Origin of the sequence: Kitasatospora sp. NPDC018619, assembly GCF_044391605.1 — a bacterium.
Taxonomy (GTDB): domain Bacteria; phylum Actinomycetota; class Actinomycetes; order Streptomycetales; family Streptomycetaceae; genus Kitasatospora.
Genome location: NZ_JBISAI010000015.1, coordinates 52,731 through 74,486 on the forward strand (window position 1 = coordinate 52,731; position 21,756 = coordinate 74,486).

The 21,756-nt window shown below is 76.1% G+C and carries 22 protein-coding genes; 9 read left to right on the top strand and 13 right to left on the bottom strand.

The annotated features are described in order from the left end of the window. Positions 1 to 11 precede the first annotated feature (11 nt). Positions 12 to 923: a hypothetical protein gene (locus ACH5AR_RS23730; RefSeq protein WP_396303486.1), complete on the top strand. Its 912-nt coding sequence runs from the start codon at positions 12 to 14 to the stop codon at positions 921 to 923. Positions 924 to 972: 49 nt separating this feature from the next. Here the strand turns inward: ACH5AR_RS23730 and ACH5AR_RS23735 are convergent, their stop codons facing one another. After that, positions 973 to 1,890: a LysR family transcriptional regulator ArgP gene (locus tag ACH5AR_RS23735; protein WP_396303487.1), complete on the bottom strand. Its 918-nt coding sequence runs from the start codon at positions 1,888 to 1,890 to the stop codon at positions 973 to 975. Between the two features lie 68 nt (positions 1,891 to 1,958). Between ACH5AR_RS23735 and ACH5AR_RS23740 the strand changes: the two genes are divergently transcribed. Then, positions 1,959 to 2,582: a LysE/ArgO family amino acid transporter gene (locus tag ACH5AR_RS23740; protein WP_396303488.1), complete on the top strand. Its 624-nt coding sequence runs from the start codon at positions 1,959 to 1,961 to the stop codon at positions 2,580 to 2,582. Between the two features lie 61 nt (positions 2,583 to 2,643). On the opposite strand, the gene ACH5AR_RS23745 is transcribed toward ACH5AR_RS23740, so the two are convergent. The 4 genes from ACH5AR_RS23745 to ACH5AR_RS23760 form a co-directional block, all read right to left on the bottom strand. Beyond that, on the bottom strand, positions 2,644 to 3,552 hold the full coding sequence (locus ACH5AR_RS23745; RefSeq protein ID WP_396303489.1) for a hypothetical protein: 909 nt from the start codon (positions 3,550 to 3,552) through the stop codon (positions 2,644 to 2,646). 66 nt (positions 3,553 to 3,618) lie between these two features. Then, the gene (locus ACH5AR_RS23750; protein ID WP_396303490.1) at positions 3,619 to 4,116 is read right to left on the bottom strand and encodes a phosphoribosyltransferase; all 498 of its coding nucleotides are present in this window, start codon (positions 4,114 to 4,116) and stop codon (positions 3,619 to 3,621) included. A 256-nt stretch (positions 4,117 to 4,372) separates the two neighbouring features. After that, on the bottom strand, positions 4,373 to 4,720 hold the full coding sequence (locus ACH5AR_RS23755; RefSeq protein ID WP_396303491.1) for a hypothetical protein: 348 nt from the start codon (positions 4,718 to 4,720) through the stop codon (positions 4,373 to 4,375). Positions 4,721 to 5,053: 333 nt separating this feature from the next. Further along, positions 5,054 to 6,019, bottom strand: a complete 966-nt coding sequence (locus ACH5AR_RS23760; RefSeq protein WP_396303492.1) for a hypothetical protein — start codon at positions 6,017 to 6,019, stop codon at positions 5,054 to 5,056. Positions 6,020 to 6,377: 358 nt separating this feature from the next. On the opposite strand from ACH5AR_RS23760, the gene ACH5AR_RS23765 reads away from it, so the two are divergent. The 4 genes from ACH5AR_RS23765 (at position 6,378) to ACH5AR_RS23780 (ending at position 9,336) form a co-directional block, all read left to right on the top strand. After that, positions 6,378 to 6,953 carry a hypothetical protein gene (locus tag ACH5AR_RS23765; protein ID WP_396303493.1) on the top strand — a complete coding sequence of 192 codons (576 nt, stop codon included), beginning with the start codon at positions 6,378 to 6,380 and terminating at the stop codon, positions 6,951 to 6,953. Positions 6,954 to 7,009: 56 nt separating this feature from the next. Next, positions 7,010 to 7,930: a ketopantoate reductase family protein gene (locus ACH5AR_RS23770; protein ID WP_396303494.1), complete on the top strand. Its 921-nt coding sequence runs from the start codon at positions 7,010 to 7,012 to the stop codon at positions 7,928 to 7,930. A 176-nt stretch (positions 7,931 to 8,106) separates the two neighbouring features. After that, on the top strand, positions 8,107 to 8,502 hold the full coding sequence (locus ACH5AR_RS23775; RefSeq protein ID WP_396303495.1) for a hypothetical protein: 396 nt from the start codon (positions 8,107 to 8,109) through the stop codon (positions 8,500 to 8,502). Positions 8,503 to 8,676: 174 nt separating this feature from the next. Then, positions 8,677 to 9,336 (top strand): transcriptional regulator, encoded by a 660-nt coding sequence (locus tag ACH5AR_RS23780; protein WP_396303496.1) that lies wholly within the window; start codon positions 8,677 to 8,679, stop codon positions 9,334 to 9,336. A 124-nt stretch (positions 9,337 to 9,460) separates the two neighbouring features. Here the strand turns inward: ACH5AR_RS23780 and ACH5AR_RS23785 are convergent, their stop codons facing one another. Beyond that, on the bottom strand, positions 9,461 to 9,991 hold the full coding sequence (locus ACH5AR_RS23785) for a hypothetical protein (protein WP_396303497.1): 531 nt from the start codon (positions 9,989 to 9,991) through the stop codon (positions 9,461 to 9,463). 247 nt (positions 9,992 to 10,238) lie between these two features. Here ACH5AR_RS23785 and ACH5AR_RS23790 point away from each other — a divergent pair, with 247 nt between their 5' ends. After that, a complete protein-coding gene (locus tag ACH5AR_RS23790) occupies positions 10,239 to 11,390 on the top strand; it encodes a S1 family peptidase (protein WP_396303498.1) in 1,152 nt (383 codons plus the stop codon). A 36-nt stretch (positions 11,391 to 11,426) separates the two neighbouring features. On the opposite strand, the gene ACH5AR_RS23795 is transcribed toward ACH5AR_RS23790, so the two are convergent. After that, on the bottom strand, positions 11,427 to 12,650 hold the full coding sequence (locus ACH5AR_RS23795; protein WP_396303499.1) for an ROK family protein: 1,224 nt from the start codon (positions 12,648 to 12,650) through the stop codon (positions 11,427 to 11,429). Between the two features lie 270 nt (positions 12,651 to 12,920). Between ACH5AR_RS23795 and ACH5AR_RS23800 the strand changes: the two genes are divergently transcribed. Continuing rightward, positions 12,921 to 14,663, top strand: a complete 1,743-nt coding sequence (locus ACH5AR_RS23800) for a SpoIIE family protein phosphatase (RefSeq protein WP_396303500.1) — start codon at positions 12,921 to 12,923, stop codon at positions 14,661 to 14,663. A gap of 492 nt (positions 14,664 to 15,155) precedes the next feature. Here ACH5AR_RS23800 and ACH5AR_RS23805 read toward each other — a convergent pair whose 3' ends face one another. Together ACH5AR_RS23805 and ACH5AR_RS23810 are read right to left on the bottom strand one after the other, a co-directional pair. Further along, a complete protein-coding gene (locus ACH5AR_RS23805) occupies positions 15,156 to 16,364 on the bottom strand; it encodes a trans-sulfuration enzyme family protein (RefSeq protein ID WP_396303501.1) in 1,209 nt (402 codons plus the stop codon). A gap of 161 nt (positions 16,365 to 16,525) precedes the next feature. Next, positions 16,526 to 16,921: a hypothetical protein gene (locus ACH5AR_RS23810; protein WP_396303502.1), complete on the bottom strand. Its 396-nt coding sequence runs from the start codon at positions 16,919 to 16,921 to the stop codon at positions 16,526 to 16,528. A gap of 324 nt (positions 16,922 to 17,245) precedes the next feature. On the opposite strand from ACH5AR_RS23810, the gene ACH5AR_RS23815 reads away from it, so the two are divergent. Next, positions 17,246 to 18,796, top strand: coding sequence for an LCP family protein (locus ACH5AR_RS23815; RefSeq protein WP_396303503.1), 1,551 nt, complete (start codon positions 17,246 to 17,248; stop codon positions 18,794 to 18,796). 82 nt (positions 18,797 to 18,878) lie between these two features. Here the strand turns inward: ACH5AR_RS23815 and ACH5AR_RS23820 are convergent, their stop codons facing one another. The 4 genes from ACH5AR_RS23820 to ACH5AR_RS23835 form a co-directional block, all read right to left on the bottom strand. Next, positions 18,879 to 19,538 carry a zinc ribbon domain-containing protein gene (locus tag ACH5AR_RS23820; protein ID WP_396303504.1) on the bottom strand — a complete coding sequence of 220 codons (660 nt, stop codon included), beginning with the start codon at positions 19,536 to 19,538 and terminating at the stop codon, positions 18,879 to 18,881. Between the two features lie 94 nt (positions 19,539 to 19,632). Continuing rightward, entirely contained in the window at positions 19,633 to 19,893 is a 261-nt protein-coding gene (locus ACH5AR_RS23825; RefSeq protein WP_396303505.1) for a hypothetical protein, read from the bottom strand. A 201-nt stretch (positions 19,894 to 20,094) separates the two neighbouring features. After that, positions 20,095 to 21,060, bottom strand: a complete 966-nt coding sequence (lepB, locus tag ACH5AR_RS23830) for a signal peptidase I (RefSeq protein ID WP_396303506.1) — start codon at positions 21,058 to 21,060, stop codon at positions 20,095 to 20,097. 63 nt (positions 21,061 to 21,123) lie between these two features. Then, positions 21,124 to 21,720 (bottom strand): helix-turn-helix domain-containing protein, encoded by a 597-nt coding sequence (locus ACH5AR_RS23835; protein WP_396303507.1) that lies wholly within the window; start codon positions 21,718 to 21,720, stop codon positions 21,124 to 21,126. Between the last annotated feature and the right edge of the window lie 36 nt (positions 21,721 to 21,756).

Below are 21,756 nucleotides of genomic sequence, written 5' to 3' on the forward strand. Positions count from 1 at the left end.
CGAGGTGTGGGGTGTCGGCAGGCACGACGGCGGGCCCGGAGCGGACCGGACGGCTGGGGCGGCGGGTGTGGACCTACCAGGGGGCCTACGCCCGCAGGCCGATGACCGGGCTGTTCGTGCTCCTCATCGTGTTCGGCGTGCTGTGCTCCCTCGTCGGCGAACACTACGACGGGGAGTCCTCGTTCCGCCTGGCGTTCTGGTCGGTGCTCGGGGCGGCCGTGGGGTGCCTCGCCCTGTGCGTGCGGCACTCCCGGATCCGGATCCGGGAGTACGAGCACGGCTTCGAGCTGCACCGCCCGGGGCGCCGCACGCTGCGGTACACGTGGCAGGAGATCGACTCCGTCACGTCCACCCGGGTGTCCGTCCGCATCAACATGGCGCACTCGCACGACGTGCTCAAGACCGTGATCCGCCCCTCCGCGGGCGGCCGGATCCGGCTCAGGGGCCTGGACTACATCAGGGTCCGGGAGGAGTGCGGGTTCTGGAGGATGATCACCCAGGTGCACCCCGACACCGGCGCGCGCTTCGTCACGGACGCGACGCGGGCCGTCGCCGAGGCCCGTGCGCAACGCCTCCTGGCCGAGCTCGACGCGGGCGGCGCGTTCCGCTGGGGCGCCCTGACCTTCACCGCCGAGGGGATGACGCTCGCCCCCTTCCCCGCGCCGGTCGCCTGGTCCCGGATCGCCCTCGTCTCCGCGGGCCCGGACGTCGGGGTCCGGCTCGACGTCCAGGGGCTGGCGGCACACGTCGGCAGCCCGGCCCTGTCGGGGCGCGCGACGAGGGCGGGCTACCGCACCGAACGGGACCGGCTGGAGGTGTTCACGCCGGTCCGCCGCCCCGGGTCGGACTACGCGGCGCTGAGCCTCCTGCTCGCCCACGGCCCCGCCCTCCGGGCCGGACGGGACGGGGAGGGCGAGCGCTGACGGCGCGGCAGGCGGCGGGGGCGTCCACGGCACGCCCCCACGGAGAGGTCTACGGCCGACGGCGCCCGGCGCCGGCCGTGAGGGCCTGCGCCGCGGCCGCCACGACGACCTCGGCGACGGTGGACAGGGCGGGCGAGTCGAGCTTCCACTGCTGCCAGTACAGCGGAACGTCCATCGGCCGGCCGGGCGCCAACTCCACCAGCCGGCCGGACCGCAGCAGCGGCTCGGCCTGCGGTTCGGGCACCAGGCCCCAGCCGAACCCGGCGGCCACCGCGTCCCGGAACCCGTCCGAGGCGGGCACCAGGTGGCGGACCGGCCCGGCGCCCGACCGCCCCCGAGTGAGGGAGCGGACGAAGTCGTCCTGGAGCTCGTCGCGCCGGTCGAAGACCACGGTGGGGGCCCGGCACAGGTCCTCGGCCAGGTCCCCGGTGAGGTGACGGGCGGCGAACTCCGGCGTGGCCGCGGCCAGGTAGCGGGCCTGCCCGAGCCGCCGCACGGTGCAGCCGGCCACCGGGTCGGGCGAGGAGGTGACGGCGGCCATCACCCGGCCCTCGCGCAGCAGGGCGGTGGTGTGGGACTCGTCCTCCCGGTAGAGCTCGAAGCAGATCGGCGGGTCCTGCGGCACCCGGGTGAGCGCGGGCAGGAACCAGGTCGCCAGCGAGTCGGCGTTGACCGCGATCGGCACCCGGGCCGGGCCCCGCTCGGCCGCCAGGCCCAGTTCGGCGCGGGCGTCGCGCTCCAGCCGGGCCAGCTGGCGGGCGAAACGGACCACCACCTCGCCGGACTCGGTGAGCCGTACCGGCTTGGTACGCATCAGCAGGACCCGCCCGGTGCGCTGCTCCAGGGCCTTGACGCGCTGGCTGACGGCCGACGGGGTCACGTGCAGGGCGGCGGCCGCGGCGTCGAAGGTGCCCTCGTCGACCACCGCGAGCAGGGTCCGGACCTGGTCCAGGGGGAGCTCGTCCATAAGTAGCGCTAAGGTTACCTTAGAATCTTTAGCTGTACTGATCCATATGCGATCCATACGGTCGAGCCATGAACAGCAGCACCCTCGCCGCCGCGGTCGCCGGATTCGGTACCGGGCTCTCCCTCATCGTGGCCATCGGGGCCCAGAACGCCTTCGTCCTGCGCCAGGGCGCCCGCCGGCACGCCGTCCTCGCGGTGGTCGCCATCTGCGCCGTCTCGGACGCGGTGCTGATCGCGCTCGGTGTGACGGGCGTGGGCACGGTGGTCACGGCCTGGCCGGCCGCGCTGACCGCCGTCGGCCTGGTGGGCGGGGCGTTCCTGCTCTGCTACGGCTTCCTGGCGGCCCGACGGGTACTGCGCCCCGACCCGACGGCCGCGCTCACCGGCGGCGGCCCGGCGACGGGTTCCGTCCGGCGGGCGGTCCTGACCTGCCTGGCGATGACCTGGCTGAACCCCCACGTGTACCTCGACACCGTGCTCCTGCTGGGCTCGCTCGCCTCCGGCCGCGGCGACCTGCGCTGGGCGTTCGGCGCGGGCGCGGCACTGGCCAGCCTGTGCTGGTTCACCGCCCTGGGCTTCGGCGCCCGCCTGCTGAGCGGCGTCCTGTCCCGGCCGAAGGCCTGGCGGGTGCTGGACGGCCTGGTCGCGGCGACCATGCTCGCGATGGGCGGCATGCTCGTCGCCGGAGCCTAGGACGCCACCGCGCCCGCGCTCCGGGCGCCGGGCACCGGACCGTGCTCCGCCGGACGGTCCGTCACCGGGACAGTCCCGCGGCGATCGCCGTGCCGGTCTCCACCGCCGTCAGGTAGGCGCGCATGCTGTGCATCTCGGCGCCGTTGTCCACCGGCACGTCCACGACCTGCGGGCCGAACCGGGGTGCGAGTTCGCGGACGACGGCGACCAGGTCGCACCGGTCGGCGAGGTTGGTCCACTGCTTGACGGGGCCCGGCCAGACCCCCGTGCCGTCGGGCCGTGGAGCCGGGTGCAGGCGGTCGAAGACCAGCCCCGCCAGCCCCAGCGGGGAGCCGAGGGTGACCAGCGTCAGCGGCGGCCGGTCCGGCCGCAGCCCGCACAGCACCTCGTAGGCGACCACCGATCCGAGCGAGTGCCCCACGACCACCTCGGTGTCCGGCGTGACCAGCTCCTCGACCCGGGCCCGTATCGCGGCGCGCAGCGCGGGCTCGGTGAAGTACCGGCGCACCTGCTTGAGGTCCGAGACGAGCAGGCGGTCGGAGAGGGAGCCGAAGAAGCGGGTGCGGGTGAGGGCGTGCAGGGCTCGGCGGACCCGGTCCACGGCGAGCGGGCGGGAGGCGAGGTGGCCGACCGCGCCGCGGGCGGCGGGAGCGCCACCCGGGGCGTCCGGTCCGGGAACGCCGGGGTCGAGCCGGGCGGCCTCCCGCCACCAGGCCTCCAGCAGCTCGGTCTCGTACCCCGGCTCGACGTCCTCCGCCCGGTAGTACCGCTCACCGCGCGTCCCGGCCTGCCGGTAGAGGTCCCCGTACCCGGCGCAGGCGATGTCGCCGTCCGCCAGCCGCCCGAGCGCCGGGTTCCGGCGCAGCGCGAGGCCGACGCCGCCGCGCAGCGCCGGCTCCACCTCGGCCGACAGCGTCTCGGCGGTGTCGAGCTGCCGCCCCACTCCGTGCACCACGACGACCCGGCTCATGGCCCCCCTCACACGTGTGCCCGTGTTCCTGCCGCGAGCATAGTCCGGGGGCGCGCCGTCCTCCGGTCAGGCGTCGAGCACCTGGCCGTGGCGCCTGACCACCGGGCCCTGCGCCGACCACGGGAACTCGATCCAGTCGTCGGTCCGCTTCCACACGTACTCGCACTTCACCAGGGAGTGCGACTTCTCGTAGATGACGGCGGACCGCACCTCGGCGACGTGCTCCAGGCAGAAGTCGTGCACGAGCCTCAGGGTCTTGCCGGTGTCGGCGACGTCGTCGGTGATCAGGACCTTCTTGTCGGTGAAGTCGATCGCGGCGGGAACGGGCGCCAACATGATGGGCATGTCGAGCGTGGTGCCCACGCCGGTGTAGAACTCGACGTTCACCAGGTGGATGTTCTTGCAGTCCAGCGCGTACGCCAGACCGCCCGCCACGAACACCCCGCCGCGGGCGATGCTCAGGACGAGGTCGGGCTCGTAGCCGTCGTCGGCGATCGTCTGCGCGAGTTCGCGCACCGCCCGTCCGAAGGTCTGGTAGTCCAGGATCTCACGCACATCAGTCACGGCGATCAGTGTCCACGCCCGCCGACCGGGCCGCGAGCACCGGCGCGCTGGGGAGCCGGGAGTGTGGCGCTTCCCACGTTCCACGCGCTTCACACCCGGGGCGCACGTTCCGGGGCGCGCCGAGGCCCGGGCGTTCCGCCTGCTCGGCCCCGCCGGAACCCGCCGGGCTGCCGTGCACCGGAGACACCGGGCTCCAGGTCGCCTCGGCCCGCGGTCCGCTCGTCGAGCCGGCCGCGGGCGGAGCACGGCGCCGGACTCAGCGTCCGCGGTAGCCGTTGAGCGTCCTCCCCGCACCGCCGGCAGACTTCAGGTACTCGTTCTCCGTCACCTTCTCCGCCAGCTCGGCCAGGGCTTCCTTCCTGCTCCAGACGAGAGCCCCGATCGCGACAGCGGCTGCCAGGCCGAAGCCGATCTCGGCCGCGACCCTGCCTCTGCCGGGCCTGCCTTCGGCCGGCCCGGACTCCGCCGCGGCCTCACCGACCCCATCGGTCCCGATGCCGGCCTCCTCGCAGGTGTCGACCTGCCCGGTCCGGTGCACGTGCTGTCGAAACGCATCGGGATCGCTGCTCCTGTGGGAGCAACTCCCGCATTGATAGTCCGTCACCGGCCAACCCTCTCACTCCTGCGGCCCGCGGTGCCGACGGACCCCGAGCCGGCCGCGGTCGCATCGGGCACCGGCCCGTCCGTTCGCGCGGTGCCGTCCGCTCCGCCGGCGGCGCCCCGCCGCACCCGGCGGAGCTGGAGGCGGGCGCTCGCGCGCGACGACAGCCGTAGGACAGCGGTCTGTCGAAGGATCGACACACGGCACTCCGGGCCGGCCGCCCGATCGGGCCGCGCGGCCCGATCGGGCCGTGGACGAACCGGGAGCGGCCGTCGGCGTCGGCGCCCGGGCGTTCGGCGCCTCCCCCCGGGCCTCCGGGGTGTCCGTGAGGCCGGGTCAGCGGACGGGCGACCGCGTGCCCGACGCCCCGGCGGCGCGGTGGCACAGCTCGATGAGGGGGCCGAGGAGCCCGCCGCCGTATGCGCGGGCGGTGTCACAGGGGTCCGCGCCAGATGCGGCGGGGCGGCCGCCGGAGGCCGCGCCCGCGCCGGGGGCGGGGCGCGGCCGGGGAGCGGCGGCCGGGGAGCCCGGTCGGCGCCCCGGGGACGGCACCGGTGTGCGCCCCGCCCGGGGCCCGCCGTCGTCCGGGTCGGCGGTCGGGGATCCCTGCTCACCCCCGGGTCCGGCGTCCGGGGCGGGGACGGGCGAGGCGGCCGTGGCCTCCGGCGGGGGCGGCACCGGGCCCGGGGCCGGGGAGGCCGACTGGGCGGAGCGCTCCAGGGTGCCCACGACGGCGGGGGCGGTCGGCTGGTCGTCGGGGGCCGGCCACGGACCGGGCCCGAGGTAGGCCCGCGGGCCGGCGTCCGCCGCTCCGGAGAGCAGCGCCGTCGCCAGGACGACCGCGACCACGGCGCCGCGCCCGAACGCCCGGGCCGGAGACGGGCAGCCGGGCGGGCGCCGCCCGGCCGCGGAGGCCGTAGGAGCGCCGGAGGGCGCCGAGGGAGCGGCCGCCGCCGATTCCGCCCGGCGCCGACAGACCTCCGCGTTGCGCGACGCCGCCCACTGCTCCGACGCGCCCAGCCCGGCCCAGGCGGCGGCGGACGCGGTGAACAGGTCGGCCGCCCGCAGGCAGTCCCCGCCGACGGCCGCGACGTACGCCCGCACCTCCTGCGCGCGCAGCGCCTCCGGGTGCAGGGCGCCGCGCTCCCGGGCGACGTGGTGGTGGAGCTCCTCCGCCAGGCGGCCCGCCAGGACCGTGTCCCCGGCCTCCATGGCGCCGCGGATCCGGGCGACCCGGGGGGCGTAGGCGTCCGGCAGCGTCTCGGCGGCCGTCCTTGACGACGTGTCGGCCGGGTCGGTCATGGGCCCCTCGCAGGTGCTCTCCGAACGATGGATCACGCCACCTATACCGGCCGGAGCCGCCCGCGTCCCGGTCCGCGCTCGGCCGTTCGGGTGAGGCCGTCCCGGCCGGTCGGGCGCGGTGTCGCCCTACCGGGCCGTCCCCGGTGGCCCGGTGGGCGGTCGGCGCGCCCGTGGCGCCACCGCGTCGAAATCGCCGCTTCGGGTGACGGCCCGACAGCGGGGGCGCGCACCCGGCCGCGTGGAGCAGCTTCCCCGCCTCCCGGCGGCCCGAGCCCCGGACACGGGAGCGCCCCGCCCGCCCCGCGGCATTCCGGCCCCCGCCTCCCGACGGCCGCGCCCGCCGGGCAATCATGGGCCGGTGACCATCGACCTGCTGCCCGGCCACGGCGTGCGCCTGCCGGCCCCGCTGCCCGAACTGCTCTTCGGCCTCACCGAGACGCAGGTGCGCGGGCTGCTCGCCCCGCACGGCGGCCTGCTGCCCGACGGGGTGGAGGGCATCTTCGTCTGCGGCTGCTCCTGGGCGCTGTCCTTCGCGCTGCCCGGGGTGGGCGTCACCCTCGGCGCGGCCGACGACGGCCGGTTCCACGCCGTCATGGTCGGCCGGAACCCGAACGACCCGCGGCCCGCCTGCCCGGTCGGCTACCACGGGATCGACCTGTTCGGCTGGCCGGCGCACGAGCTGGCCGCCGCCCTGCGCGCCGAGGGCCTGCCGGTGCCCGACCCGGCGGGCGGTGTGCTGCAACTCGACGGTCTCCAGCTGCGCCGAGCGCCCGGCACCCGGCGCCGGCCGCCCGCCCCGGGCCGCAAGCCGCGCCACGAGGAGCCCTACTTCTTCGACTCGGCCTCCCTCTACGCGCCCGGACCGGCTCCCGGCCACCCGGACGAGCCCGCCGCCGTCCCACGCCCACCGCAGCACCCGCGGCCGCGCCCGTAACCGCGCCCGGCTCCCCCAGCACCTCTCAGCCACCCTCCGCACCAAGGGAGTTCCCCATGACCACCACCCCCATGACCACCACCCCCCTGACCGTCGCCGTCCTCGGGCCCGGCGGCGTCGGCGGACTGATCGGCGGGCTGCTCGCCCGCGACGGCCACCGGGTCGTCTGCCTGGCCGGCGAGGAGACGGCGGCCGCCATCGCCCGGGACGGACTGCGGGTCCACAGCGCCCGGTTCGGCGACTTCACCGCCCGGGTGGAGGCCGCGACCGTGCTGCGCGAGCCGGTGGACGCCGCCTTCGTGACGGTCAAGGAGACGGCGCTGGCCGCCGCGCTCGGGCGGATGCCCGCGGAGGCGCTCGGCACCGGGATCGTGGTGCCGCTGCTCAACGGCCTGGACCACATGGCGGTGCTGCGCGAGCACTACCCGGCCGGGCGGGTGGTGGCCGGAACGATCCGGGTCGAGGCCACCCGGACGGCGCCCGGGCGGATCGAGCACACCAGCCCGTTCGCCACCGTCGAGCTCGGTCCGGCCGCCGGCCCCGCCTCCCCGGTGGCCGGGTTCGCCGAGCGGCTGCGGCACGCCGGGCTGGAGGTCGCGGTGCGCGAGGACGAGACGGCGATGCTGTGGGGCAAGCTGTCCTTCCTCGCCCCGTTCGCCCTGCTGACCACCCGCCACGCGAGCGGGATCGGCACCGTGCGCACCGAGCACCGGGCCGAACTCCTGGCCGTGCTGGACGAGATCGCCGCCGTCACCCGAGCGGTCGGCGCGCCGGCGGACGCAGGGACGCTGCTCGCCTCCTTCGACCGCATCCCCGGGACGATGAAGTCCTCGATGCAGCGCGACGTGGAGGCCGGCCGCCCGATCGAGCTGGACGCCGTCGGCGGCGCCGTGCTGCGGGCGGCCGACGCGCACGCGGTGGCCGTACCGACCATCGCCCGCCTGGTGCGGGAGCTGTCCGGGCCCTCCGACCGGTAGCGGCCGCCCGGGTGCCCGCGCCGCGGACGCGGCCCGCGGGGCGGACGCCGGCCCCGCACGGGCCGGTGTCCGGACGGGCGGCGTCCGCAGCGGGCGAAGGCCTCCCGGCCGTTCCCCCGGACTTCCGGAACCTCCGTACGGCGGCGCGGCGTTGAGACGTCGGGAGGGATAGGGACATGACAAGGAAGCCGTACCGTCCGGCCGCCGCCACGCTCGCGCTGCTGCTCGCGGCCCCGCTGTTCACCGCGTGCGACACCGACAAGGCCCTGGACTGCGGGAAGCGGGCGATCAGCCTCACCGGGGACGTCCAGGACCTCGCGGACTCGGCGATCAACGTCGGGCAGATCACCGACGAGAGCCACCGCAAGCACACCGTCGAGGCCCTGCGCAAGGTCTCCGAGGAGGCCAAGAAGATCCGCCAGGGCAGCGGGGAGAAGGTCGACGCGGCCGCCGACCGGCTCGCCAAGGCGGTGGAGGACGCCGTCAAGCGGGTCGCCGACGGCAAGCAGCCCGACTTCGCACCGATCACCGGCGCCGCCGGCGACATCGGGAAGGCCTGCGCGGACTCCTGACGGCCCGTCGCACGCGCGGCGCCCGTCAGCACGCACGCACCACCGGCTCCCGGTCGGCCCGACACCCCGCCGACCGGGGGCGCGTCCCCGCCGGGCGCCCGGCCTGTCGCCGTCGTGTCGGCACCACCAGGCGGTAGGAATGGCACCGGACCGAACCGCACCTCGGAGGCCCCGGTGAACCACCCGATCCTCGACCAGATCCAGGACCTGCGGGCCGAACTGGCGCCCGGCGACACGACCCCCGCACTGGTCAGCGCACTCGCCGACGGCACCGCACCGCGCTCGGCGCTGGCCGAGCTCGCCGCCCAGCAGCACCGGATCATCCGTTCCGACCGCCGCAGCCTGCTGCTGCTCGCCGGCCGCTGCGCGGACCGGCCGGTGAGCGCCTGGTTCGCCACCCTGGCCGAGGGCGAGAGCGCCGCCCTGCGCACCCTGCCCGCCCTCGGTGCCGCCGCCGGCCTCGACCGCGGCGCCCTGGAGAGGCGCCCGCCGCTGCCCGGCTGCCAGGCCTACCCGCACTACCTCGCCTGGCTCGCCCTGAACGGCGAGCCCGACTCCGCGGCCGCCGCCCTCGTCGCCAACTTCGCGGCCTGGGGCGGCTACTGCGCCGCCATCGCGCAGGCGCTGCGCCGCCGGTACGGCTTCTCCGACGAGGCCTGCGCGTTCTTCGACTTCTTCGCCCGGCCCGCGCCCGAGCTGGAGCAGCAGGCCGCCGACGCGCTGGGCCCGGACCGGCTGGACGAGCCGGCCCTGGCCACCGCGCGCGAGTACGGACTGCTGCTCCAGGGGTACGAGCACCTGTTCTGGGACACCCTGGGCGTCATCGACGCCTGAGCCGGGCCGAGCGCGCCTGCGCCTGCCCGAGGCCCGGCCCGACCCTTGGCCCGCCCTGCCCGACAGTCTGGCCCGACCCTCGGCCCCGCCCTGCCCGACAGTCCGGCCCAACCCCCGGGCAGGCTCAGGCCTGCCAGTGCGGCTTCCCGCTGACCATCCGGCAGGTGATCACCCGGCCGGCGGCGTCGTGGGTGCTCCTGCCCAGGTCCGCGGTCCGGCAGAACTGCCCGGCCTCGTAGCAGTTGCCCGCGGCCGAGCGGATGTCGCACCCGGCGCCGGCCGCCGCCGCGGGCGGCTCCGGATCGGTCGGCGGCTGGGCCGTGGTCACCTTGGGCTGCGGAGTCCTGGCCGCGGGCGGTTGCGCCGGGGCGGTGGGCTGGGCCGGCGGCGCGGCGGGCGGGGTCGTGGCCGGCGGTGCCGCGGGCGTCGGCTGGGCCGACGGGGTGTCGACCGGCGCCGGTGCGGCGGGCGTCACCGGCGGGGTGGTCGCCGCGGCCGTGGTGACGGCGGTGGTCGGCGAGGCCGGGGCCGTGGCCGTGGCGCCGCCGTCGGCTGCCGACGGGTCGCACCCCGTCAGCGCCAGGCCGACGGTGAGCACGAGTCCGGCGAATCCGGCCAGGCCGGCCCGGCGGCGGCCGGGTATCCGTGAAGGCATGGGGGGAGAACGCTCCGTTCCGTCTGGACGAGTCGTGTGATTCAAACAGGAGTCACACACGCACCGTCCACCGAACCCCCACTCGTTGGCAGATCGAGACCTTCGGGCGGCCGGGCACCGGCGCCCCTCCACCGGCGCCCTCGACCGGTGTATAGCTCCGGAGCGCGGGGGCGTTCGGCATGTTCCGGCCATGCCGGTCGGCCGACTACGGTTCCGGCAACCCCCACACCGATCGAGGAGATCCCCCATGCTCCGCATCCGTGCGCTGTCGGCCGCCGCCGCCCTGGCGACCGTCGCCCTCACCGCGGCCCCCGCCGTCGGCGCGCCCGCTGACGCGCCGTCCGCCGCCGCCCCCGCCACCGTCCCGGCCGCGCTGCTGCCCGCCCTGCAGCGCGACCTCGGCCTCTCCCCGCAAGCCGCCGCCGACCGGCTCGCCCGGGAGGGCCGGGCCGCCGAGATCCGCCCGGTGCTCGCCCGCGCCCTGGGCGACCGCTTCGGCGGGGCCTGGCTCGACGGCCCGGACGCCACCCTGGTGGTCGCCATCACCGACGCCTCCGCCGCCGGGACGGTCGCCGCCCACGGCGCGCGGCCCGCCGTCGTCCGGCACTCCCTCGCCGAGCTGACCCGGGCCAAGGACGCACTGGACCGGGCCGCCGCGGCCCGCACGCCGGGCGCGACCCCGCTCTGGTACGTGGACGTCCGGGCCAACACCGTGGTGCTGCAGTCCACCGACACCGCGCAGACCGAAACGTTCCTGCACGGCTCCGGGGCGGACCGCTCGCTGGTCCGCATCCAGCCGGCCACCGCCACCCCGCGGCCGCTCGCCGACCTGCGCGGCGGGGACGCCTACTACATCGACAACGCCGCCCGCTGTTCGATCGGCTTCCCGGTCACCCGGAGCGGGCGGCCGGGCTTCGTCAGCGCCGGCCACTGCGGCCAACCGGGCTCCTACGCGACCGCGGCCAACGGCAGCTCGATCGGCACCTTCCAGGGCTCGACCTTCCCCGGCAACGACTACTCCTGGGTCGCGGCCGGCTCCGGCTGGTACGCCCGGCCGCAGGTGGACGACTACGCGGGCGGCACGGTGACGGTGACCGGCTCGACCGAGCAGACGGTCGGCGGCTCGGTCTGCCGCTCCGGCTCCACCACCGGCTGGCACTGCGGCACCGTCCAGGAGCAGAACACCACCGTCACGTACCAGGAGGGCAGCGTCTACGGCGTCACCCGCACCACCGTGTGCGCCGAACCGGGCGACTCCGGCGGGTCGTTCATCTCCGGCAGCCAGGCCCAGGGGGTGACCTCCGGCGGCTCCGGCGACTGCACCTACGGCGGGGAGACCTACTTCCAGCCCGTCAACCCGATCCTCGGCGCCTACGGCCTGACCCTGGCCACCGGCTGATCCCCCGGCCCGGGGTGTCCGAGCGCCGACCGGCCGTCAGCGCGGCCCCGCCGTCCGGCGCTCGAACACCTCCGGGCGGGCGGTCTCCAGTGCCGTGGAGACCGCCCCGAAGAGCACCGCGTCCTGGCCCAGCAGGCTCGGCGCGAGCGTCGGACGCATCGGGGCGAGCCGGTGCAGGGCCGACTCCAGCGGCTCCAGGAGCAGGTCCGCGCTGCCGCCGATCCCGCCGCCCAGCACCACCAGGTCCGGGTCCAGCAGGGCCGACAGCACGGCCACCGCGTAGGCCAGCCGCTCGGCCTCCCGCTCCACCGCGCGGACGGCGGCCGGCTCCCCGGCCCGGGCCAGCTCGAAGACCCGCTTGGCCGTCAGCTGCCGCGCCGCGCCGTCCCCGTCCAGCCCGAAGTCCCGGGCGGCGCGCACCACGGCGTCCGCGGCGGCGTCCTGCTCGATCGTCACGGCCGGCTCCCCCGCCCGGCCCGGGAGCGGGACCAGACCGATCTCGCCCAGCGCGCCGTGCGCTCCCAGCAGCAGCTCGCCGTCCTTCACCACGCCCAGCCCGAGCCCGGTGCCGACCAGCAGGTAGGCGAACATCCGGCTGCCCCGGCCGGCACCCAGGGTGTACTCCCCGAGCGCCGCCAGGTTGGCGTCGTTGGCCACCGAGACGGCCGTCCCCAGGCCCTCCCCTATCCGGTCGAACAGCCCCGGCCGGCCCCAGCCGGGCAGGCTGCTGGCGTAGCGCACCCCGCGCCGCTGCTCCTCCCACACCCCCGGGGTGCCGATCACCGCGTGCACGATGTCCCCGGCCGCCAGGCCCGCCTCGGCGATCGCCTCGTGCGCGGCGGCGACGACGGCGTCCGCGACGGCGTTCGCCGAGCGGCCCCGGTTGGGCACGTCCCGGCGGGCGACCACCGTCCCGGCGAGGTCCGCCACCGCCACCCGCAGCCGGGCCCGCCCGATGTCCACGCCGAGCACGTGCCCGGCCGTCGGGTCGACCTCGTACAGTACGGCGGTGCGGCCGCGCTCGGGAGCCAGCCGCCCGGCCTCCCGGACGAGCCCGACCCGCTCCAGCTCGGCCAGCGCGGCGGAGACGGTCGGCTTGGACAGGCCGGTGTCCCGGGCCAGCTGGGCGCGCGAGGAGCCGCCGCCGGTGCGCAGCAGCTCCAGCAGCAGCCACTCGTTGTTGCTGCGCAGCCGCTGCCGGTTCCACGGCACCCCGGGGGCCCCGGCCGCCGGACGACTGGTCGGCTGGTGGGGGTGCATCGGGTTCCTCCGGGTCTCGGTCTTCGGGCGCTGCTCGGGACGGCACGGCCGGGTGTCCGGCCCGCGGCGTGCGGGGCCGGGCGCCGACGCCCAAGTATGACCGGTGATCATCCGGCGCTCTCCCGCCCGCTCCCCCGCCGCTCCCGGACGGCTCGGCCGCTCCGCCCGGGCGGGGCCGCCGCCGTCCGCTCCGTTACAACACCGTCTCCGGCCAGTCAACGTTCGCCCCGATCGTGGGCGTGCCGCACTCCGGCGCGTGATCATGGGCGTATGCACTTCCGGCACGGCAACCGAGCACAGGGGCCGCGGCCCGCGACGCCGGACGCCCGCTCCCTGGCGGCGACCGCGGCGGCCCTCGCCGCCCGGCTCGGCGCGATCACGGGCGGCGACGGCGCGGACGAGGATCCGGAGCGGCTGCGGGAGGTCCTGGCCGCCGCCCCGGTCGGCGTCGCGCTGCTCGACGCGCGACTGCGCTGGCAGTACCTGAACGAGGCCTTCACCGCCGCCACCGGGCTGCGCCGCGCGGACCTGCTCGGCCGGTCCGCCGGGAGGACCGCCTTCGCCGGGGCGCTGGGCGTCCTGCACCGGGTCCTCGCCGACGGGCTCGACCGGGAACAGGCCACCGGGGGCCCGGGCGGCGCGGGCGCCCCGGTGCCGCCGGGCCTGCGGGTGCGCTACCGGGCCCTGCGGCGCGCCGGGCGGACCACCGGCGTGGTCGTCGTCGTGCTGGACGACCCCGACCCGGCCCGCGAGCAGCTGCGCGAGCTGGAGCAGGCCCGGGCCCGGCTCGCCCTGCTGGACGCCGCCGCCGAACGGATCGGCACCACCCTGGACGTCGGCACCACCGGCACCGAGCTCGCCGCCTTCGCGGTGCCCCGGCTCGCCGAGTTCGCCGCTGTGGACGTGCTGCCGCCCGCAGCCGAACCCGCCCGGGCCGGGCACGGCGCGCCGCAGCGGCTGCACCGGGCCGGCGCCCGGTCGGTGCCCGCGCTGGCCGGGGCCCTGGCCGAGCTGCCCCGGCCCGGCAAATCGATCCGCCACCCGCAGGGCTCGGCCGCCGCGCGCAGCCTGGCCGCCGGTGTCGCCGTGCTCAGCGAGCCCGGGCCCGAGGACGGCTGCCCGGCCGGGACGGCCTCGCTGCTGGTCCTCCCGCTGGCCGCCCGGGGCCGGGTGGTCGGGCTGCTCACCCTCGGGCGCACCGCCGCCGTTCCGGCCTTCACCGCCGACGAGGCGGCCCTGTTCGGCGACCTGGCCGCCCGCGCCGCCGCCTCGCTCGACAACGCCCGCCGCTTCGCCCGGTCCCAGGGCATCGCCCTGGAGCTCCAGCGGGCGCTGCTGAGCGAGCCCGGCAGCCCGCACCAGAACCTCGCCCTCGCCTCCCGCTACCTGCCCTCCGGAAGCAGCTCCGTGGTCGGCGGCGACTGGTTCGAGACGGTCCGGCTGCCGTTCGGGCGCACCCTGCTGGCGATGGGCGACGTCATGGGGCACGGCGTCGAGGCCGCCGTCGACATGAGCCACTACCGCTCGGCGCTGCGCGACCTCGCCGGGATGGACCTGCCCCCGCACCGGATCCTGCGCCAGCTCGACAATGTCATCTCCGCCGACGACTCCGCCCGTCCGGCGACCTGCCTGCTGGCCCTCGCCGATCCGGGCCGCGGCCGCTGGACCCTCTCCAGCGCGGGCCACCTGCCGCCCGCCCTGCTCGCCCCGGGCCGCCCGACCGAGCTGCTGCGCGTCCCCACCGGCCCGCCGCTCGGCACCGGCCTCGGCGGCTACGAGCAGACCTCCCACCCGCTCCTGCCGGGCCAGACGCTGCTGCTCTACACCGACGGCCTGGTCGAGCGCCGGGGCGAGGACATCGACGTCTCACTGGGCCGGCTCGCGGCGCTGCGCCTGCCGGCCGCCGGGGACCTCGACGAGCTGCTGGACGCCGTCCTCCACCCGCTCGCCCCGCCGGCGGCCCGCGCCGAGGACGACATAGCACTGCTGGTCGCCCGCCCCCGACCGCGCTGACGGACCACGGGCGGCGGGCCGCCCCGGCTCTCCCGTACCTCACACCCTCGCCAACCCCTGCCGCACGTCCGCCCACAGGTCCTCCGGGTGCTCGACGCCCACCGACACCCGCACCGTTCCCGGGCCGAGGACACCGACATCTCACCGAGCCGGACGGCAGCACTGCGCCTACGTCCGCCACCCGCTCACCGCGGCCGCGGCCCGCGCCGAGGACCACACAACCACTGCCGGCAGCCCGCCCCCCGGCCGCCTCCCCCGCGCCTCACACCTTCGCCAACGCCTGCCGCATGTCCGCCCACAGGTCCTCCGGGTGCTCGACGCCCACCGACACCCGTACCCTTCCCGGGCCGAGGACACCGACATCTCACCGAGCCGGACGGCAGCACTGCACCTGCACCCGCCACCCGCTCACCCCGGCCCACGGCCCACGGCCCGCGCCGGAGATGCCACAGCACTGCCGACAGCCCGCCCCCCGGCCGCCTCCCCCGCGCCTCACACCTTCGCCAACGCCTGCCGCACGTCCGCCCACAGGTCCTCCGGGTGCTCGACGCCCACCGACACCCGCACCGTTCCCGGGCCGATGCCCACCGCCGCCAGCTGCTCGTCGGACAGCTGCCGGTGGGAGGTGCTGGCCGGGTGCAGCACCAGGGTGTGCACGTCGCCCAGGGACGGGGCTAGCGAGGCGAGCCGGAGCGACTCGGTGAACGTGCCGGCGGCCGCGCGCCCGCCCGCGAGGTCGAAGGCCAGCACGCCGCCGTGGCCGTCGGGCAGCAGGCGGCGGGCGAGGTCGTGGTCGGGGTGGCCGGGCAGGCCCGGGTAGTGGACGGCGGTGACCGCCGGGTGGGCGGCGAGCCGGCCGGCCAGGTCGAGCGCGCTCCGGCACTGGCGGCGGACCCGCAGGGCGAGGGTCTGCATGCCGCGCAGGGTCAGCCAGGCGGCGAACGGGTCGGCGGCGGCGCCGAGTTCGAGCGAGCGCCGCCAGACCCGTCGGTGCACCTCCGGGTCGGCGAAGACGGCGACGCCGCCGAGGACGTCCGAGTGCCCGCCGAGGTACTTGGTCGCGGAGTGGACCACGACGTCCGCGCCGTGCTCGATCGGGCGGCAGAGCAGCGGCGTCGCGAAGGTGTTGTCGACCACGCTCACCACCCCGGCCCGGGCGGCGACGGCGATCAGCCCGGGCAGGTCGGTGACCCTGGTGGTGGGGTTGGAGACGGTCTCCAGGAGCAGCACCCTGGTCCGGGGGCGCAGCGCGGCCGCCACCGCGGCCGGGTCGTCGCCGCCCACGTAGTCGACCTCGACGCCCCAGCGTTCGGTGAGGTCGGCCAGCGCGCCGACGGTGCCGCCGTACAGGCTGCGCTGGGCGACCACGTGGTCGCCGGTGCGCAGCAGGGTGAGCAGCACGGTGCTGATCGCCGCCATCCCGGAGGCGGTGGCGAGGGCTCCGGCGCCGCCCTCGAGTCCGGCGACGGCCTGTTCCAGCGAGCGGACGGTGGGGTTGCCGAAGCGGTTGTAGAAGAAGGTGCCGTCCGGCCCGCCGTGGGCCGCGGCGAGTGCGTCGCCGGTGTCGAAGGCGAACAGGTGGCCCTGGTGCAGCGGGACGCCCAGCGGACGGCTGCCGGCGGCCTCGACGAGCGGCGGGTGGACGACCCGGCTCTCGGGGTGCAGCTCGTCGGGGGCCTGGCGGGAGGGGTAGTCGCTCATGGCGCTCATCCTCGGGCGGCCCGGGCGCCCGGGACAGGGCCAATCGCCGCCAAGTGGCCTGCCCCGGGGGGTCGTTCCGGCCGGTTCGGGCGGCCTTGCGACTGGATGTGCCTCCGTGCGACTACATGCGACTCCGTGCGGCTACTTGCGGCTACTTGCGGCTACTTGCGGCGGCTGAAGATCCGCTTGGCGGCGTAGACGATGCCGACGATCAGCAGCACGAAGAACAGGATGATCAGGATCACCACGACCAGCAGGAACTTGCCCAGCTTGGCGAAGAAGCCCTTTTTCTTCTTCTCGTCCTTGGCCGCGAGGTGCGCGGAGTCGGCTGCGGAGGCGGCGGAGGCGGCCCGCGCACTGGTGCCGGCAGGGTTCGCGGCGGGCGCCGGGGCAGCGGCGAGCGCCCGGTCCGCGGCGGGCGCCGGGTTCGCGGCGGCGGCCGCGACGGTCCGGGGTGCGGCCACCGCTGCCGCCCCCGACGCCGCGGCGGTGAGGCCGACGGCGGCCAGCAGGGCCACCAGGGCGCCGGCTATCGAACGTGCGATCCGATCAGTCATCGTGCTCCTCGTAGGGTTCGGAGCAGCGCGCGCCAGCCGCTCTGACCAATTTCTCATGGTCTGACCAGCTGATTTCCCAGCCGCGCCTAGTATGCTCCACTGAAGTTCTACAGCGGTGTAAAAGTTTAGCGACGGGCCCGGCCCGGATCGGCTCCGGCCCCGGGCCACGCGAACCCGCCGCTTCGACGGGGGCGCGTGGCAACTGTGGAGGATGACGACGTGTCTGGCCGCAAGGGTTCCCCCGAAGCCGAGAATTCGCCGCACCGCGCGGGCGGCCGCCGGGGCACCGGCCGGAGAACCGGTCGGAACCCGGGCATTTCGGACATGCCGGAAGGCCGCGCGGCGAGCCGGGCGAAGCCGAAGCCCAAGCGCAGCACCAAGGAGAAGGTGGTCTGGGCGACCGCCGGCTGCACCGCCCTCGCCGCCCTCGGCGGCGGTGCCCTCTACTACCGCCTGAACAGCAACCTCAACACCTTCGACGGCGACGCCCTCAGCAAGGACCGCCCCGAGGCCGCGGCCCCGGACGCCCAGGGCCGCACCCCGGTCAACGTGCTGCTGATCGGCTCGGACAGCCGCGGCAACGGCAACAGCGACCTGGGCGGCGGCGGGGACGGCGGCGCCCGCTCGGACACCGCGATCCTGCTGCACGTCTACGCCGACCACAAGCACGCCGTCGGCATATCGATCCCCCGCGACTCCCTGGTCACCATCCCGCCGTGCAAGCTCCCCAACGGCAGGTGGACCAAGGAGCAGACCAACGTCATGTTCAACAGCGCCTTCTCGGTCGGCAACAGCGACCAGGGCAACCCGGCCTGCACCCAGAACGCCGTCGAGAAACTGACCAACCTGCGGGTCGACCACACGATCGTGGTGGACTTCAACGGCTTCGCGTCGATGACCAAGGCCGTCGGCGGCGTCGAGGTCTGCCTGCCGAACGACGTCCACGAGGGGGACCTCAACCCCAACCTCGGCCGCAAGGGAAAGCTGCTCTTCCCCAAGGGCAAGCAGAAGGTCGAGGGCCAGAGCGCGCTGGACTACGTGCGCGTCCGGCACGGCATCGGCGACGGCTCCGACATCGGCCGCACCAAGCGCCAGCAGGCCTTCCTCTCCTCCCTCATCAAGGAGGTCAAGTCCCGCGGCATGGACCCGACCACGCTGCTGCCGCTCGCCGACGCGGCCACCAGCTCGCTGACCGTCGACCCGGGCCTCGGCTCGGCCGCCAAGCTGCTCTCCTTCGCCATGGAGCTCAAGGACGTCGACCTGCACGACATCAAGTTCCTGACCGTGCCCTGGCGTTACGAGGGCCCGCGGGTCGCCCTGGTGCACCCGGACGTGGACCAGCTGTGGGCCGCGCTCAAGGCCGACCGCACCATCGACGGCCAGGACGCGAGCGCCCCCGCCGACGCCGGCTCCCCCGCCCCCGCCGAGGCTCCCGCCACCACTCCCGCGGCCCCGGCCGCACCGACCCGGACTCCGGAGGTCAAGGCCGCCGAGGTGAAGGTCTCCGTACTCAACAGCACCGGCGAGACCGGGCTCGGCGGCCGGGCCGCGGAGACCGTCAAGGGCGCCGGATACACCGTCACCGGCGTCGGCAACGCCGTCGGCAAGCCGCGCGTCACCACCGTCGTCGAGTACGGCACCGGCGAGCGCACCGCCGCCGAGGCGGTCGCCAGGCTCTTCCCCGGCGCGACCCTGCAGCCCGGCGGGCGGGGCATCAGCGTCGTCCTCGGCCACGACTTCGCCGCCGCCAACCCGGCGAGCCCCGCCGCGCCGGCCCCCGGCGCCGCCACCGCCCCGGCCCCGCTGCCCAGCAGCGTCAGCGGCGCCGCCCGCTCGGCGGACGACGACCCCTGCGCCAACCTCTCCTACGGCTGACCCCGACCCCGCGCGCAACGGCGGGGCACCCCCGGGCCACGGCTCCGGGAGCGCCCCGCCGTACCGCGTTCCGGGGGGGGTGTCAGCGCCTCGTCCCGCAGGACGGGCAGAACGCGGAGCCGTCCGGGACGTCCTGGTGACAGCTCGTGCACTGGACGGGCTGGGCCAGCCGGAAGCCGCAACCCGGGCAGAACGGCGTGCCGTGGGTCTCGGTGTGGCACTGCGGGCAGACCAGCTGGCGCTGCACGTTGACGTCGTACCCGGAACCGGTCTGCTGCCCGGCCTTGTAGGCGCGCTCGGTGACGGAATCGTTGAGGCCGCGGTGCTGGGCCGCCACCGCCTCGGCCGCGGTGTCCGGGGCGCAGCTGTGGCACAGGCCGCGGGCCGGGTCGAAGCAGCGTGCGCAGACGTAGTGGGTGCACCGGGCGCAGCGGTTGAAGTGGGACTGGGCGTTGCCGATGGCCCGTTGGAAGGCGGCGTCCCGCGAGGTGCCCCAGGTCTGGCCGGCCAGACCGTCGGCGGCGTTGCTGATGGTGTTGGCGTTGCCGCCGATCAGGTTCCAGGCCGCGCTGACGCCCTTGCCTATCCAGCCGGCCATCTGGCCCGTCCGGAACGGCTCGAACGCCGAGCGCCAGGTGTCCGAACAGCGGTAGCAGCTGAACTCGAACTGGAAGCCCGCGCCGGTGCCGTGCTGCTCGCACAGGTCGCGGTAGTTGTTGCTGAAGTAGATTTCGGAACTCACGTCGTCCCCGGTCGCTCAGTGGCCTGTCAGCGGTCGCTCCCAGGGACGATAGGGCCGAGCGAACGGTTCCGCCAGGAATCTCCGGCCGACCTGATCACAGCCCCGAGACCGGCAGCAGCAGCACCCTCGCCGGATCGAACGGCTGCCAGTGCGCGGGCTGTCCGCTGCGGCCGATCCGCAGCCGGCACCAGCGCTGCCCGGCGCCGTCCCGCCACCACCCGCTGATCCGGCCGAGCGCCCACGCGCCGTCCCCGAGGTCCACCTCGACCGGCTGGTAGACCCACAGGACGTCCCGCTCCGCCGGCTCCGCCCCCGCCGTGCCGCCGGCGCCCACGGGACTGCACTGACTCTCCATCACGGCTCCGCCTCCCGACCCGGACCCGGCCACCGGGCTGCCCGCTCGGGGCGCCCGGCCGCCGGGGGTGCAGCTCTCCTCCCGAACTCTACAGGCGTGTAGAGATCGGCGGGAGGAGTTCCGTGGAAGCCGCTCGAACCCGGGACGGGGAGGGTCGGGCCGGCGGGGACGGGGGTGCCGGGCCGGCGGGGACGGCCCGCCTCAGCGGTCCTTCCGCGACCGCCGCCGCTGCCACAGGGCCAGCGGCACGATCCCGGCGAGCGCCGCGGCCTCCGGCGCGGGCGGCGCCTCGACCGGCGCGCCGGCCGCACCCGCGGCCCCGCCCGGCACCCGGTCGAAGGTGTCCGGGACGGGCAGGAAGGACCAGTCGGACACCGGCCAGGCGACCACGAAGGCCCGCCCGACCACGTTGTCCACCGGCACGAAGCCGTCGCCGGTCTCGTTGTGGTGCCAGCGGGAGTCCCGTGAGTTGTTGCGGTGGTCGCCCATCACCCACAGCTTGCCCTTGGGCACGGTGACGGTGCCCACCGGGTCGTTGTCGCACGGCGTCGCCCCGGGGAACAGGTAGGGCTCGTCCAGCGCGACCCCGTTCACCCTCAGCGGTGCGCCCGCCTCGCAGTCGACGGTGTCGCCACCGACCGCGATCACCCGCTTGATCAGGTCCTTCTCGTCCGCCGAGGGCATCAGGCCGACGGTGCTGAGCACCTTCTGGACGGTGCCGGTGACGGAGTCGCCGGGGGTGGTCGGCGTGCCCTCCAGCCAGCCGCCCGGATCGCGGAACACCACCACCTCGCCGCGCTCGGGCTCGGCGCCGAACCACGGGGTGAACTTGTCGACCAGCACCCGGTCGCCGATCGCGAGGGTCTGCTCCATCGAGCCGGAGGGGATGGAGAAGGCCTGGACGAAGAAGGTCTTGATGCCGAGCGAGAGCAGCAGCGCGATCACCAGCAGGATCGGCAGCTCCTGCCAGAACGGGCGCTTCTTCCGGGGGCGCCGGGCCTGCTCGCCGGACTTCTCGGGGGCGCCGGTGCCCGCGTCGGCCCCACCGGCCGCCGCACCGGCCGCCGCGGTGCCCGGCCCCGGCTCCGCCGCCCGGCCGGCCCCGGGGCCGTCGTGCTCCGCGGCCGCGCCGCCCTCGCCGGACTCCTCGCTCTGCTGCACACTCATTTCCTGGGCCCCTCCCGACGGCCTGGCGGGAGCCGGTACGAAGACCCCCTGTCAGGAACGAACCTACCGAACAGAGGTTCCCGGGCGCGCCCTGACGTGGATGCGCTCCCCCTGCGGACCGAACAGGCTGAGGAACTCCACCGGCTGCGGGCCCGCGTTGCCGAAGGCGTGCGGGGTGCGGGTGTCGAACTCGGCGGCCTCACCGGCCGTCAGCACCAGGTCGTGGGTGCCGAGCACCAGCCGGAGCCGCCCGGAGAGCACGTACAGCCACTCGTAGCCCTCGTGGACCTTCAGCTCCAGGTCGGGGCCGGCGTTCCGGCCCGGCGGCACGATGTGCTTGTAGGCGTGCAGGCCGCCCAGGTGGCGGGTGAGCGGGACGATGGTCTGGCCGTTCCTGGTCACCGGGCGCGGGTGGATCCTCGGATCGCCGGTGGCCGGGGCGCCGACCAGTTCGTCCAGCGGCACGCGGTACTCCCGGGCCAGCGGCAGCAGCAGCTCCAGCGTCGGCTTGCGCTGCCCGGACTCCAGCCGGGACAGCGTGCTGAGCGAGATGCCGGTGGCGGCGGCCAGTGTGGCGAGCGTGGTGCCGCGCTCCCGGCGCAGTGCCCGCAGCCGCGGGCCCACCGTGGTGAGGACGTTCTCGAACTCTTCGTCGGCCATGCCTGCCATTTGCCGGTGCGGCAAGGCCTCTTGTCA